This is a genomic window from Sphingomonas albertensis (assembly GCF_014358075.1).
GTDB lineage: Bacteria > Pseudomonadota > Alphaproteobacteria > Sphingomonadales > Sphingomonadaceae > Sphingomonas > Sphingomonas albertensis.
Window position 1 is genome coordinate 1 of record NZ_JACONT010000061.1, and the last position, 13,449, is coordinate 13,449.

A 13,449-nucleotide genomic window follows, 5' to 3' on the forward strand; every position below is an offset into this window, starting at 1 on the left:
ACGGCACCATGCCCGTCCTTGTTCTCCCGCGAAGGCGGGGACCCAGGCTGGGCTCCCGCCTTCGCGGGAGAACAATTTTGTTGGGAACGCCTTCACATACTGCACCACCCCGGCGGAGGCCGGGGCCCAGTTGGAAAGGTGGTCGTAACGGAACGCTGTCCTCCTTTAGCAACGTCCCCCAACTGGGCCCCGGCCTTCGCCGGGGTGGTGGCCCAGGCGGGGTGGCGTGCCCTTACCGGAGCGCCGCATAATGGCCGCTCCCTCAGGTCCCGGCCCAGCCCCGCTCGTCGGCGGCTCGCTCGCGCTGACCGCGTTCGCGCTGGCGCTCGGTACGTTCATGCAGGTGCTCGACACCACGATCGCCAACGTTTCGCTGCCGACTATCGCCGGTAATCTCGGCGTCTCCAGCGACAACTCCACCTGGATCGTCACGGCGTTCGCGGTCGCCAACGGCGTCGCGGTGCCGCTGACCGGGTGGCTGATGGGCCGGTTCGGGGTGGTGCGGACGTTCTGCGTGTCCGTCTTCCTGTTCACGATCGCGTCGTTCCTGTGCGGGATCGCGTGGGACCTGCCGTCGCTGATCGGCTTCCGTATCCTTCAAGGCGCGGTATCCGGACCGATGATCCCCGGCAGCCAGGCGCTGCTGATCGCGATCTTCCCCGTCCACAAGCGCTCCACCGCGCTCGGAATCTGGTCGATGACGACTTTGGTCGCGCCGATCATGGGACCGATCCTCGGCGGCTACATCTCCGACAATTATCACTGGAGCTGGATTTTCCTGATCAACGTGCCGTTCGGGATGTTCTGCGCGTTCGTGTGCTGGAACAAGCTCGGCAAACGCGATACGCCGACGCGGAAGCTGCCGATCGACCAGGTCGGGCTGATCCTGCTGGTGGTGTGGGTCGGTGCGCTGCAGATCGTGCTCGATCTCGGCAAGAACGACGACTGGTTCGCCGCGGACCGGATCGTCATCGCCGCGGTCGTCGCCGCGATCGGCTTTGTCGGCTGGATCATCTGGGAGCTGACCGACGCCAACCCGGCGGTGAACCTGTCGCTGTTCAAGAGCCGCAACTTCACGATCGGGACGATCGCGTTCTGCCTGGGCTATGCGGTGTTCTTCGCCAACACGCTGCTGCTGCCGCTCTGGTTGCAGACCCAGCTCGGCTACACCGCGACCTGGGCGGGGCTGGTCGCCGCACCATCGGGCGCGGTGGCGGTGATCCTGACGCCGTTCGTCGCGCGTCTGAGCGGCAAGATCGACGCGCGCATCCTCGCCACGGTGGCGTTCGCGTCGTTCGGCTACTCCTATTATCTCCGCTCGGGCTACACGACGGGCGCAAGCTTCTACGACCTGATGCTGCCGTTGATGGTCCAGGGGATCGCGATGAGCACGTTCTTCCTCGCGATGCTGACGATCTCGCTCGACCGTATCCCGGCGGAGCGGCTGCCGTCGGCGACGGGCATCTCGAACTTTGCGCGCATCACCTCGGGCAGCTTCGCGGCGTCGATCATTACCACCGCCTGGGATCGTCGCGAGACGCTGCACCAGAGCCGGTTGTCGGAAGCGATCGGCACCGGTTCGCCCTACCAGATGGCGCAGGGTGCGCTGACCCGGATGGGGCTGACCGACGTGCAGGCGGCGGGTGCGATCACGCGGCAGATGGTGGCGCAGGCGTATCTACTCGCGTCGACCGACCTGTTCCGCGTCTCGGCGTGGCTGTGCCTCGCGATGGTCATCATCGTCTGGTTCACGCGTCGCGCCAGTCCGCCGCAGGGGCCGATCGCGGCGGATTGAGGCGGACCGAGGCGGACTGTCATTTCCTTATGACCGAGGCCCGGCAGTCCGATCGCAGGGCAATAGAAACGTTATCGCAACCACTTGCCCCTAACGCTGCGTTTACCAGTTACGAAACGCCTGTGGGGGGCCAGAAACCATGACGATCAAGATCACCGCTTTGCGGGTCGCAGCCGCGTGCCTTTTATCCGGCGCGATGCCCGCCTGGGCCGCCGCGCCCTTGACCTGCACCCAGTCCATCAACACGCCACGCCTGGTCTGCGACGAGGGCGCCTGCGTCCGCGTCCCGGTCAAGGATCTGTGCGATGCGGTGCGCGCATCCTATCCGGTCAAGCGCCGGACGCTGAAACCGCTCCAGATCGACGTGAACCCGGTCCGCGACGAACTGACGTTGTTGATCGCCAGCGTCAGCTGACCCGGTCGAGCGTCAGCCAAGGAGTGCGAACGCGGCGCCGGGAACGGTGACCACGCGACCGGTCGGGGCGAGCGTCCCGTCCGGCAGGATATCGAGCATCGTGACGCGGTGATCGCGTTCGTGGACGACGATCATCCGGCGCTCTGCTTCCAGGATCAGGAAGAACCGCGGCGACAGGCCACCGCTGGCGACATGCTGGACGAGTGTCGCGTCGCCATGGGGGTCGAGCGCGAAGACCGCGATGCTCTCATGCCCGCGGTTGGACACGTACAGTCGATCGCCCGCGGCATTGGCGCCGATGTGCGCCAGGATATTCGCACCCTGCCACCCGGCGGGAAGCGTGGAAAGCGTGGCACGTTCGCGCAAGTCCGTTCCGACGAGGTCCAGCACGACCAGCGCGCTCGTGAGTTCGCAGGCGAGATACGCCGTGTGCGGGTGGCGTGGATGAAACAGCATGTGGCGCGGACCCGAGCCGGGCGCCGCGGCGAACGCGGTGCGCGGGGCGTCGAGCGTGACCTGCTCGACGTCGAAGGCGAAGGCACGAACCTCGTCGGTTCCCAGATCGGTGGCGTACATCGTCCGGTTGTCGGGACCGAAGCCGACCCAGTGCGCATGCGGCGATTGCTGGCGGTCGGGGTTGGGCCCGCTGCCGCTGTTCGCGTGCACGATCGGCGGTGCCATCGGCATTCCGCTGGCATCGAGCCGGTACAGCGCGACGCTGCCGCTCGCATAATTGGCGACCGCGACGCAGGATTGCGTGGCGTCGAGCGCGACATGGCAGGGGGCGGAGCCGCCCGTCGTCACCTGCCCGAGACATGTCCAGCCCGAACCCGCGTGCCGATACAGGCCGAGCATCCCGTCATCGCGTTCGTCGACCAGATAGTGAAGATCGAACCGCGACGAATACACGCCGAACGAGGCGTTCTTGGCAGCGTCATAGGCTGCGTCGACGCCAAGCCGATCCCCGTCACCCGGCAACGGATAGAGGCCCGCGCCGCCACCGCCGGCATAGGTTCCTATCCAGTATGAGGCGGGCAAAGCGGAGGATTCGTCGAGCGCAGTCATCGGTCGCGTCTAGCGTCGTTTCGCCGCGGCGTCATACGGGGAGGCCATCAGCCCACGGGGTCAGGCCCTGAGCACGGCGATCAGTTGCTCGCGGTAGAATCGCGCCAGATCTTCGTGCATCCGCGCGACGTCGGCGTTGCGCGCACGGTGGGCGAGAACGGATTGATCGTCCATGCGCCGTTCGATCACGGAAGGGGGCGGCAGCATGTCCATCGCCACCGTGGTGAACCCGTTGTGTTGCGGTCGAATTTCAGGAGAGGGTTAATCGCGCCCGCGTTCCGTCCAAAACCACGGTTCGCGGGCTGGCCACGGTTCGCGGGCTGGCATTGCCGTCGACCTTGGCCTACCGATCCGGAATGGGCGATCTGGATAGACTGGTTCCTTCGGGGATCATCGAGCAATGGGTCTATCACCTGCGACGGCAGCGTTCGCGGGCGTCGGATGCGATCTGGCTGATAGACCAGGGTTTCACGCTGCACGACGGGATGGACGGCGTGCCGCAGAACGACGCGACCGCCCGCTGGCGCGCCGAACAGGAAACCGTCGTCGAGGAAGTGACCGCTCTGCTCGCGCTTTACGACGGGATCAACCTCGGCAAGGTCGACCTCGACTGAACGACGGCTCAGTTCGCGTCGCGGTAGCTTTCACGCATCAGCCAGCCGGTATGCTGGAGCGCCGAACTCTGCGGTGGCTGCGCATTCGGCATCTCGGTAACCTGTTCAGCCGATGCAGCGAGCTGCAGATGATGGTCGCGTAGAAGGTTATGCGCGGTTCGCGCGGCGTCCGATCGAGACCGGCGGGCAAGCCCCTGCTCCTGCTCCGCGCGGTCCTGATGGTATCGCACCTGTGCCCGCCACGCCTGCGTACACTCGGTCTCGGGTAGGCCCTGGTCGGTCATGATGATCTCCATCGTTCCAACCTGCTTGATGTAGTTTAGTTGCGGGCGTGTTTCAAAAGATAGTTAACGCGCTGGTCCGGTCGTCAGGCGGGCTTGGGCGCGGCCTGCCAGCCGCCCCCCAATGCCCGGAACAGGTCGACCTGCGCGCCGGCGATCCGCGCATCGGCGGCGGCGAGGTCCGTATCGGTGTCGGCCAGCGTACGCTCCGCGTCGAGGACGTCGAGGAAGTCGATCTGGCCTTCGCGCTGGCGGGCGCGAGTGATGCGGGCGGCGGTGGCGGCGTTGTCGTGCGCGGACTGGAGTTGCGTGCGGCGATCGAGTTCGCGGGCGTAGTTCGACAGCGCGGTCTCGGTTTCCTCGAGTGCTGTGAGGACGCTGCCGTCGAAATTGGCGAGCGCGCCGCGCGAGTCCGCCTCGGCGCCGGCGATGCGCGCGCGGGCCGCCGACTGGTTGAGCGACCAGTTCAGCAGGGGCCCGAGCAGCCAGCGGATCGGGCCTCCGGTGAAGATGTCGCCGACGCTGAGAGCGGTCGAGCCGATCGACCCGCCGAGCGAGATCTGTGGGTAGAGCTGCGAGGTCTGGACACCGATCCGTGCGGTCGCTGCCGCGAGACGGCGTTCGGCGGCATGGACGTCGGGGCGGCGTGCTAGCAACGCCGCGCCGTCGCCGATCGGGATCGGCTGATCTAGGCGGGGCGTGGTGCTGCGGGCACCGGCGGTTGCGGGAAGGTCCTGCGGGGTGCGGCCGGTGAGCGTGGCGAGGCGGAAGAGCGCGGCTTGGCGCTCGGCTTCGATCTGCGGGATGTTGGCGGCCCGCTGGTCGCGCAAGGCTGCGATGCGGACCTGATCGAGGCGGGCTGCACGACCGGCGTCGACGCGCTTGCCGGTCAGCGTGTTCGACTTGTCGAGCAGGTCGACGATCCGCCGCGCGACCGCGAGACGTTCGGCGGACGAGGCTGCGTCGACATAGGCGCGGGTGGTGGCGGCGACGATCGAGACGCGGACGGCGTCCGCATCGGCCTGCGCGGCGCCGACGTCACCGCGGGCTGCTTCGACGTTGCGGCGGACCCGGCCGGCGAGATCGACTTCATAGCTGACGTCTAGGCCTACGTCGTAGGTGGCACGCTCGCGATCGAGTCCGGGCAGGTTCTGGAGTTGCGAGGTGCGCGCGTAATTGCCGCTCGCGCCCGCGTTTACCTGTGGCTCGCGGTCGGTCTTCGCGCCACGCAGGGAGGCACGGGCGCTGTCGAGCCGGGCGACTGCTACGCGGAGGTCGGTGTTCGCTGCGAGCGCGTCCGCGACGAGGCCGTCGAGGACCGGGTCGCGGTACATACGCCACCAGTCGTTGTCGGGCGCGGTCGTGACGGTGGCGGCGTTGGCGGTGACGAACGACGCCGCCGCTTTGAGTGGGGTGATCGGCGCGACATAGTCGGGGCCGGCGGCGCAGGCGGCGAGCGTCAGCGCCGAGAGGCTCGCGAGGAGGGCGGACTTCATGATGCTGGTCCTATTCGGCTGGCTGAAGCGTCGCGGCGGGGGCAGGACGGCGGCGTTCGAACCGCAGCGCCAGCGCCCGTGCGACGACATAGAAGGTGGGGGTGAAGAGCAGTCCGAACCCGGTCACGCCGATCATCCCGAAGAACACCGCGGTCCCGAGCGCCTGGCGGAGTTCCGCACCGGCACCCGTCGCGATCACCAGCGGCACTGCGCCGAGAATGAACGCGAAGCTCGTCATCAGGATCGGCCGCAACCGGTCCTTGGCCGCGCGCACCGCCGCCTCGACCGGTGTGAGCCCGTCCTGTTCCTCGGCCTGCTTGGCGAACTCGACCACGAGGATCGCGTTCTTCGCCGCCAATGCAATCAGCACGACCAGGCCGATCTGCGTAAGGACGTTGTTGTCCATACCCCGCAGGTTCACGCCGGTCATTGCAGCCAACAGGCACATCGGCACGATCAGGATGATCGCGAGCGGCAACGTCAGGCTCTCGTACTGCGCGGCGAGCACGAGGAAGACGAACACCACCGCCATGCCGAAGACGAGCGCGGCGGTGCTGCCGGCGGCTTTCTGCTGGTAGGCGATGCCGGTCCATTCATGCGCGTAGCCTGCCGGGAGCGACGCATCGGCGAGCTTCTCCATCGCGACGAGCGACTGGCCCGAGGAATAACCCTTGGCGGTGTCGCCATCGACCTCGACCGCGGGGAAGAGGTTGTAGCGCACGACGCGGTACGGGCCGGTCTTGTCCTTGAACGTCGAGACCGAGCCGACCGGGACCATCTGGCCCGAGTTGGAGCGCGTCTTCAGGTTGGCGATGTCCGCGGTGGTGTTGCGGAACGGTGCGTCGGCCTGCGCGGTGACGCGGTAGGTGCGTCCCAGCAGATTGAAGTCGTTGACGAACGCCGAGCCGAGATAGACCTGCAACGCCTCGAACACGCGCTCGGGTGGGACGCCCAAGAGGTTGGCCTTGGCGCGGTCGACGTCGGCGAAGATGCGCGGCGTGGCGGTGTCGAAGAACGTGTAGATCTGGGCGAGACCCTTGGTCTGGTTCGCCTGGCCGATCAGCGCGTAGCTCGTCTTGCCGAGGTCGGCGTATCCGTGCCCGCCCTGGTCCTGCACCATCAGGCGATAGCCGCCGGCCGAGCCGATGCCCTGGATCAGCGGTGGCGGGACGATCAGCAGACGCGCTTCGGTGATGTCGCCGGTCGCCTTCTGCGATTCCGCCATGATGCTGGCGAGGGTGACGCCGAGCTTCTTGCGTTCCTCGAAGCTCTTCAGCGGGATGTACGCGGCGGCCGAGTTGGGGGCGAGCGTCTGCGAGGGGCCGTCGAAGCCCGCGAGCATGACCGCGCCCTTGACGCCGGCGAGCGGCAGGATGCGTTTCGCGACCTTCTGCATGACGGCATCGGTGCGCTCGACCGACGAGCCGGGCGGAAGCTGGATGACGGTCAGGAAATAGCCCTGGTCCTGTGCTGGGACGAAGCCCGACGGGGTGACCATGAACACGCCGACCGTGACTGCGATCAGCGCGGCATAGGCGATCATCATCCGGCGCGGCGCGGTGACCAGGCGCGCGGTGAGGCGGGCATAGCTCTCGCTCATCCGCTCGAACCCGCGGTTGAAGGCATCGCCGGCACGTCGCACGGTACGGGTCAGGCGGTTGCCGGAGTCGGCGGATGCGGTCGGCTTGAGCAGCATCGCGGCGAGTGCCGGCGACAGTGTCAGCGAGATGAGCAGCGAGATGATCGTCGCGGTCGAGATCGTCACCGCGAACTGGCGGTAGAATGCGCCGGAGAGGCCGGTGAGGAACACGGTCGGGATGAACACCGCGCACAGCACGAGCACGATCGCGACCAGCGCGCCGGACACTTCGTCCATCGACGTACGCGCTGCCTCCAACGGGGAGAGCCCGTGTTCGAGGTTGCGCTCGACATTCTCGACCACGACGATCGCGTCATCGACGACGATGCCGATCGCGAGGACGAGGCCGAACAGCGAGAGGTTGTTGAGGCTGTACCCGGCGGCGGCGAGCACCGCGAAGGTGCCGATCAGCGAGACCGGGATCGCCACGATCGGGATGATCGCCGCGCGCCACTTCTGCAGGAAGACGAGGATCACCAGTACCACGAGGACCATCGCCTCGAAGAGCGTGTGCTTCACCGCGTCGATCGACTGCGCGATGAACTCGGTCGGGTTGTAGATGACCTTGTATTCCAGCCCCTTGGGGAAGCGCTTCGACATCGACTCCATCTCGGCGGTGACGGCCTGCGCCGCGCCGAGTGCGTTCGAGCCGGGACGCTGGAAGACCGCGGCGATGACCGTGGGCTTCCCGCTGAGATAGGTGTTCGCGCCGTAATCCTGCGCGCCGAGCTCGACGCGCGCGACGTCCGAGACACGGACCTGGCGGCCCTGCGCGTCGGTGCGGATGACGACGTCGGCGAACTGCTTGGGATCGGTCAGGCGGCCTTGCGTCTCGACGTTGAGCTGGAACGCGCTGTTGCCCTTGTCATAGGGCGGCTGGCCGAGCGTACCCGCGGCGACCTGGACGTTCTGCGCACGCAACGCGGCGACGATCTCGCCGGCGGTAAGGTCGAGTGCGGCGGCGCGACCGGGATCGATCCAGACGCGCATCGAATAATCGCGCGCGCCGAACAGCTGCACGTCGCCGACGCCGTCGATGCGGCTGAGGCGGTCGCGAACCTGGGTCAGCGCGTAGTTGGAGATATAGCCGCGATCGAGCGAATTGTCGGGCGAGACGAGGTTCACCACCATCAGGAAGTCCGGCGACGTCTTCCGCGTCACCACGCCGAGACGCTGGACGTCCTCGGGCAGGCGCGGAACGGCGACCGCAACGCGGTTCTGGACGAGCACCTGCGCGGCATCGAGATTGGTGCCGATCTTGAACGTGACGGTGATCGTGACCTTGCCGTCACCGGTCGATTGCGACGACTGGTACAGCATGTTGTCGACGCCGTTGATCTCCTGCTCGATCGGCGCGGCGACGGTTTCGGCGACCGTCTCGGCCGAGGCGCCGGGATAGGTCGCGCTGACGGTGACGGTGGGGGGGACGATGTCGGGATATTGCGACACCGGCAGCGTCATGTAGGCGATCGCACCGACGATCGTGATGATCACCGCGATCACGCCCGCGAAGATCGGCCGGGTGATGAAGAAGCGCGAGAAGCGCATGGGAATTTCCTCGGTAGAGGGGCGATCCGTCCGCGCACGCCCCGTCATCCTGACGAAAGTCAGGACCCAGAGTTACTCAGCGGGACGTCTCGAACTCTGGGTCCTGACGTTCGTCAGGACGACGGCATTTAGTTGGGGAGCGTGGCTTCACCGGAGATGGGCTGGACGGACGCTGGCGCGGTCGTACCCGAGGCCACCAAGATCCGGCCGACCTTCGGCGCAACCGTGGCACCCGGCATCGCCATCTGCGTGCCCTGAATGATGATCCGGTCGTTCGGCCCGATCCCGGAGCGCACGATGCGGAGGCCATCGACCACCGGGCCTAGTTCGACCGGCTTCTGGCTCACCACATTCTTCGCATCGATGGTCAGCAACACCTTGCGCGCCTGATCGGTCTGCACCGCATCGTCGGGCACCAGCAGAGCCTGCCGCGTCCCCGCACTCGCGAGCCGCATGTTGCCGAACATCCCCGGCGTCAGGAAATACCCTGGATTGGCGAGCACCGCACGACCACGGATCGTGCCCGAGCGCTGGTCGAGCCCGTTGTCGGTGAAGTCGAGCTTGCCCTTCCAGCGATGCTCGGTCTCGTCCTGCAACTGGATTTCGACCGCCGCGGGGGCCGCACCCGGCTGACGTGCACGCTGCGTCTTGAGGTACAAAGCCTCGGAGCCGTCGAACGTGAAGTAGATCGGGTCGAGCGCGTTGATCGTGGTCAACACCGTGCCGCCGGTGCCTTCGCCGCCCGCGACCTGGTTGCCCGCATCGACGCGGCGATCGGAGATACGACCACCGATCGGTGCGCGAACCTGCGTGAAGCCGACGTCCAAAGCGCGGGCACGTTGGCGCGCCTGGGCTGCGGCGAGTGATGCCTGCGCAGCCTCCAGTCGGCCGCGCAATGCGTCGACTTCGCCGGCCGAGACCGCTTCGTCGGCGACGAGCCGCTGCGCGCGACCGAGATCGGTACGCGCCAGCGATAACGCGCTCTTCGCGCTCGCAACGTTGGCGTGCGCCTCAGCCAGAGCCGCAGCGAACGGGCGGGAATCGATCGTGAAGAGCAACTGGCCCTTGCTGACGATCTCGCCGTCGCGGAAGTGGATGCCCGTGACTTCGCCGGCAACGCGCGGACGGATCTCGACCGTCCGGCTCGGTGCGAAGCGGCCGACATAATCGTCCCATTCGCTGACCTGCCGGACCAGCGGCGACGCGACCGTGACGGAGGCGGGCGGGGGTGCCGCCATCGCCGCGTCGGGATGATCGAACAACTTCACGCCGACCGCGCCGAGCAGCGCGATCGGCACGAGCACCATCGCGCCGCGCTGCCATGCCGGCCGTCGATGACGGTCCGTGGGCGGCGAAGACGCGACGTCGGCGTCGTTCGCGGCCGTGATTGTGGTAAGTTGGTTCACGCTGCGATGCTCCGCTTCTGCTGGGCGCCGACGCGCATGCCGGTGACGCTCTCGACGAGCGTCTCGATCTGGGCCTCGGCAAAGCCGGCGGCGAGGAAGTTCTGGATCTCGGCCATCGGCAGCGCGAAGCCGCGACGCCAGGCGTAGACTGCCATCCGGCGCAACGCTTCGAGCCGGGGATCGGCGAGCCGCGACGCGGTGCTCAGGCCGAACAGGCTGCCCATCGCCCGCGACATGCGGCTGGGGCCGGACAGGCTGCGCAATGTGTCGCGCTTGGCGAGGGCGATGACGCTCCACTCCAGTGCAGAAAAGCCGGTCGGGGCGGGGGCTGCTACAGCCTGCGTGCGGCTGGTGACGGGCGAAGCGAACATATTGTCGAGGTCGAGATAAGCCATGGGATTGTCCCCCTTTTGATTTTTCGGGCAAGCGCTGGCCTTCGTCGGTGGACGGTCCACCGACGTCAGCTGGTCGCAAGGCGTGCGCGGTCGTTGCCGGCACATCCTCGTGCCGCGCTTGCCCGCTTGAAATGTCGTGAGTCCGGTCGGCCGAAGCCATCCGTTCTTGGTTAGGTTGTAACCGTGGTCATGGGTTTGTGTCCCCGGTTGCCCTCTCCGAAGTAGGAGAGAGCTTCGATACCAGTCGGTATATAAACCTGGGGTTCATCTAGTCAACAGACTTTTGTACCGGCCGGTATTTTTTATCGCGACCGTAACGAAGCGTGACTTTCATGTCGGCAGTGCCAACGGATTTACTTGGTCGGCCACACCGACAGGCTGGTCTCGACGAGCTGGTTGAGCTCGGTGCAGGTCGCGCCCGAGCCGGCCTGGATCGACAGGCCCTGCATGATCGCGAACAGATACCGCATCAGGGCATGCGACTCGAGAGCGTCAGGGAACTCGCCCGCCGCCTTGGCCTCGTCGAAGCGCTTCATCAATGCGGCTTCGGACGACGCGCGGCGCTTGGCGACCTCGGCCTTGATCGGTTCGGCTTCGGCGCTGCACGCGACGCTGCTGATGACACTGAGGCACCCCTTGGGATCGCAGGTGCTCATCTGCATCTGGAGAGCCCCGCGCAGGAGTCTTTCCGCTACGGCGCGGGCCGTCGGCGCTTCGAGCGCGGAGGTCATGTAGGCGAGCTTCTCGCGCTCGTAGAGGTCGAGTGCCTTGTGGAACAGCGCCTCCTTGTTGCCGAACGCCGCGTATAGACTGGGCTTGGTGATGCCCATCTCCGCGGTCAGCTCCGCCATCGACGCGCCTTCGTAGCCGTTGCGCCAGAACACGCGCAACGCACCCGCCAGCGCTTCGTCGAGATCGAACTCGCGGGGGCGGCCCTTGGGGGCGGTGAGCGTGCAAAGCCTATTCATACCGTTCGGTATATAGGGTAAAACGACAAAAGGTCCAGTGACTGGAATGTGTTGCCGGGGCCGCCTGCCGTCCTGACAGGGTCGGCGTGGCGCAGGAGCCCGTCGGTGCAACCAAAGCCGGCCATACCGGTTGAAACTTCGACCAAATGGTAGCGCGATAGAGGAGCGAGACGATGGCGGACGACTTCAAGCGGGCAGTCGATGATGGCGCGAAGGCGAGCAAGGCGGCGACCGACCGAGCGGCGGATGCAGCCAAGGGAGCCGCGGACACGATGCGCGAGAAAAGCGAGAAGGCGCGCGATGCGTTCTCCGAGAAGGTCGTCGATCCGGCGAAGCGCGCTGGCGAGGCGTTGAAGGAAACGGGCGGCAAGATCGCCGAGGGCGGTGCGACGATCGGCAAGACGATGATCGATCAGGCCGAACAGAATGCGCGCGAGGCGTTCGCGGCGATGCGCGAGGCGGCCAGCGCCAAGGACCTCACGCAAGTGATGAAGATCCAGGGCGATTATCTGCGCGAGCAGAGCCAGCGCAGCATGAGTCAGGCGCGCGAGATCGGCGAACTGATCATGAAGTTCGGCAAGGATGCGGTGGCGCCGTTGCGCGGCGACGGACCGAAGTAAGCGGGACGTTGCAACCGGGGTGGAGCGGCGTACGGACGAGCAAGAACGCCGCCGCTCCGTCGATATGACGGAGACAGCGGCGATCGACCTTAACGATATCGGTACTTAGACGAACAACCCGACGAGCAGGTACGTCCCTGCACCGATCAACCCGGCTGCGGGCAGTGTGAGCGTCCAGGCGACGACGATGTTGCTCGCGACGTTCCAGCGGACCGCGGACAATCTCCGCGCGGCACCGACGCCGACGATCGAGCCAGTGATAGTGTGAGTCGACGACACGGGGATGCCCCAGAAGGTCGCGGCGAACAGCGTGATCGCGCCGCCGGTCTCCGCGCAGAAGCCCTGCGCCGGGGTGAGGCGGGTGATCTTCGAGCCCATCGTGTGGACGATCCGCCAGCCGCCCGACAGCGTGCCGAGTGCCATCGCCGCCTGGCACGACAGCACGACCCAGAGTGGGACGTGGAATTCGCCGCCGAGCAGGCCCTGTGAATAGAGCAGAACGGCGATGATCCCCATCGTCTTCTGCGCATCGTTGCCGCCGTGGCCGAGCGAATAGAGCGCGGCGGAGATCAGCTGCAGCTTGCGGAAGCGCTTGTCGACGCCGAGCGGCGTGAGCTTTAAGCTGGTCCAGGCGACCGCGAGCACCAGCACGAGTGCGAGCATAAGGCCGATCGCGGGCGAGGCGAAGATAGCGACGACCGTCTTGATCACGCCGCTCCAGACGATCGCGCCAAAGCCGATCTTGGCGATGCCCGCGCCGAGCAACCCGCCGATCAGCGCGTGGCTGCTGCTCGAGGGGATGCCGAGCACCCAAGTAATTACGTTCCACGCAATCGCGCCCATCAGCGCGGCGAAGATCACCTGCGCATCGATGACGTTTGCCTGGACGATCCCGGTGCCGACGGTCTGCGCGACGTGGAGCCCGAACACCGCGAACGCGATGAAGTTGAAGAAGGCTGCCCAGAGGACGGCGTATTGCGGTTTGAGGACGCGCGTGGAGACCACCGTGGCGATCGAGTTCGCCGCGTCGTGGAGGCCGTTCAGGAAGTCGAACAGCAGCGCGATGCCGATCAGGCCGATGAGGAGCGGGAGCGAGAGGATCATGCCGCCGCTCCAGGCGCCGTCGGGCTCCCCTCCCTGGAAGGAAGGGGCAGGGGGTGGGTCGGCTTCCGCGTGGGCGAGCGGTGGTTGTCAGCAACCGGCCGGG

General features: G+C 66.7%; 13 protein-coding genes. 4 read left to right on the forward strand and 9 right to left on the reverse strand.

Annotation, left to right across the window (positions count from 1 at the left end):
* The first annotated feature begins 250 nt into the window (after positions 1-250).
* Both H8S47_RS17920 and H8S47_RS17925 read left to right on the forward strand, forming a co-directional pair.
* Positions 251-1,795 carry a DHA2 family efflux MFS transporter permease subunit gene (locus H8S47_RS17920; RefSeq protein WP_187505137.1) on the forward strand — a complete coding sequence of 515 codons (1,545 nt, stop codon included), beginning with the start codon at positions 251-253 and terminating at the stop codon, positions 1,793-1,795.
* Between the two features lie 139 nt (positions 1,796-1,934).
* On the forward strand, positions 1,935-2,210 hold the full coding sequence (locus tag H8S47_RS17925) for a hypothetical protein (protein ID WP_187505138.1): 276 nt from the start codon (positions 1,935-1,937) through the stop codon (positions 2,208-2,210).
* 12 nt (positions 2,211-2,222) lie between these two features.
* On the opposite strand, the gene H8S47_RS17930 is transcribed toward H8S47_RS17925, so the two are convergent.
* Both H8S47_RS17930 and H8S47_RS17935 read right to left on the reverse strand, forming a co-directional pair.
* A complete protein-coding gene (locus H8S47_RS17930) occupies positions 2,223-3,275 on the reverse strand; it encodes a lactonase family protein (protein ID WP_187505139.1) in 1,053 nt (350 codons plus the stop codon).
* A gap of 60 nt (positions 3,276-3,335) precedes the next feature.
* Positions 3,336-3,488, reverse strand: a complete 153-nt coding sequence (locus tag H8S47_RS17935) for a hypothetical protein (RefSeq protein ID WP_187505140.1) — start codon at positions 3,486-3,488, stop codon at positions 3,336-3,338.
* A 143-nt stretch (positions 3,489-3,631) separates the two neighbouring features.
* Here H8S47_RS17935 and H8S47_RS17940 point away from each other — a divergent pair, with 143 nt between their 5' ends.
* The gene (locus H8S47_RS17940) at positions 3,632-3,889 is read left to right on the forward strand and encodes a hypothetical protein (protein WP_187505141.1); all 258 of its coding nucleotides are present in this window, start codon (positions 3,632-3,634) and stop codon (positions 3,887-3,889) included.
* An 8-nt stretch (positions 3,890-3,897) separates the two neighbouring features.
* Here H8S47_RS17940 and H8S47_RS17945 read toward each other — a convergent pair whose 3' ends face one another.
* The 6 genes from H8S47_RS17945 to H8S47_RS17970 all read right to left on the reverse strand — a co-directional run bounded on the left by H8S47_RS17945 (position 3,898) and on the right by H8S47_RS17970 (position 11,622).
* On the reverse strand, positions 3,898-4,173 hold the full coding sequence (locus H8S47_RS17945) for a hypothetical protein (protein WP_187505142.1): 276 nt from the start codon (positions 4,171-4,173) through the stop codon (positions 3,898-3,900).
* An 83-nt stretch (positions 4,174-4,256) separates the two neighbouring features.
* The gene (locus H8S47_RS17950; RefSeq protein ID WP_187505143.1) at positions 4,257-5,666 is read right to left on the reverse strand and encodes an efflux transporter outer membrane subunit; all 1,410 of its coding nucleotides are present in this window, start codon (positions 5,664-5,666) and stop codon (positions 4,257-4,259) included.
* A gap of 10 nt (positions 5,667-5,676) precedes the next feature.
* The gene (locus tag H8S47_RS17955) at positions 5,677-8,853 is read right to left on the reverse strand and encodes an efflux RND transporter permease subunit (RefSeq protein ID WP_187505144.1); all 3,177 of its coding nucleotides are present in this window, start codon (positions 8,851-8,853) and stop codon (positions 5,677-5,679) included.
* A 128-nt stretch (positions 8,854-8,981) separates the two neighbouring features.
* Positions 8,982-10,259 (reverse strand): efflux RND transporter periplasmic adaptor subunit, encoded by a 1,278-nt coding sequence (locus tag H8S47_RS17960; RefSeq protein WP_398456342.1) that lies wholly within the window; start codon positions 10,257-10,259, stop codon positions 8,982-8,984.
* Complete coding sequence (locus tag H8S47_RS17965) at positions 10,256-10,654, reverse strand: hypothetical protein (RefSeq protein ID WP_187505145.1); 399 nt, start codon at positions 10,652-10,654, stop codon at positions 10,256-10,258. The genes H8S47_RS17960 and H8S47_RS17965 overlap by 4 nt, the downstream gene beginning before the upstream one ends.
* Positions 10,655-11,007: 353 nt before the next feature.
* Positions 11,008-11,622 carry a TetR/AcrR family transcriptional regulator gene (locus H8S47_RS17970; RefSeq protein WP_187505146.1) on the reverse strand — a complete coding sequence of 205 codons (615 nt, stop codon included), beginning with the start codon at positions 11,620-11,622 and terminating at the stop codon, positions 11,008-11,010.
* 173 nt (positions 11,623-11,795) lie between these two features.
* On the opposite strand from H8S47_RS17970, the gene H8S47_RS17975 reads away from it, so the two are divergent.
* The gene (locus H8S47_RS17975; protein WP_328805619.1) at positions 11,796-12,242 is read left to right on the forward strand and encodes a phasin family protein; all 447 of its coding nucleotides are present in this window, start codon (positions 11,796-11,798) and stop codon (positions 12,240-12,242) included.
* Positions 12,243-12,347: 105 nt separating this feature from the next.
* Here the strand turns inward: H8S47_RS17975 and H8S47_RS17980 are convergent, their stop codons facing one another.
* The gene (locus H8S47_RS17980; protein ID WP_187505147.1) at positions 12,348-13,346 is read right to left on the reverse strand and encodes an inorganic phosphate transporter; all 999 of its coding nucleotides are present in this window, start codon (positions 13,344-13,346) and stop codon (positions 12,348-12,350) included.
* Positions 13,347-13,449 lie beyond the last annotated feature (103 nt).

Excerpts from the sequence above, each read along its gene's own strand:
- H8S47_RS17920 (WP_187505137.1), top strand. The coding sequence starts at position 251 with ATGGCCGCTCCCTCAGGTCCCGGCCCAGCCCCGCTCGTCGGCGGCTCG.
- H8S47_RS17925 (WP_187505138.1), top strand. The coding sequence starts at position 1,935 with ATGACGATCAAGATCACCGCTTTGCGGGTCGCAGCCGCGTGCCTTTTA.
- H8S47_RS17930 (WP_187505139.1), bottom strand. The coding sequence starts at position 3,275 with ATGACTGCGCTCGACGAATCCTCCGCTTTGCCCGCCTCATACTGGATA.
- H8S47_RS17935 (WP_187505140.1), bottom strand. The coding sequence starts at position 3,488 with ATGGACATGCTGCCGCCCCCTTCCGTGATCGAACGGCGCATGGACGAT.
- H8S47_RS17940 (WP_187505141.1), top strand. The coding sequence starts at position 3,632 with ATGGGCGATCTGGATAGACTGGTTCCTTCGGGGATCATCGAGCAATGG.
- H8S47_RS17945 (WP_187505142.1), bottom strand. The coding sequence starts at position 4,173 with ATGACCGACCAGGGCCTACCCGAGACCGAGTGTACGCAGGCGTGGCGG.
- H8S47_RS17950 (WP_187505143.1), bottom strand. The coding sequence starts at position 5,666 with ATGAAGTCCGCCCTCCTCGCGAGCCTCTCGGCGCTGACGCTCGCCGCC.
- H8S47_RS17955 (WP_187505144.1), bottom strand. The coding sequence starts at position 8,853 with ATGCGCTTCTCGCGCTTCTTCATCACCCGGCCGATCTTCGCGGGCGTG.
- H8S47_RS17965 (WP_187505145.1), bottom strand. The coding sequence starts at position 10,654 with ATGGCTTATCTCGACCTCGACAATATGTTCGCTTCGCCCGTCACCAGC.
- H8S47_RS17970 (WP_187505146.1), bottom strand. The coding sequence starts at position 11,622 with ATGAATAGGCTTTGCACGCTCACCGCCCCCAAGGGCCGCCCCCGCGAG.
- H8S47_RS17975 (WP_328805619.1), top strand. The coding sequence starts at position 11,796 with ATGGCGGACGACTTCAAGCGGGCAGTCGATGATGGCGCGAAGGCGAGC.
- H8S47_RS17980 (WP_187505147.1), bottom strand. The coding sequence starts at position 13,346 with ATGATCCTCTCGCTCCCGCTCCTCATCGGCCTGATCGGCATCGCGCTG.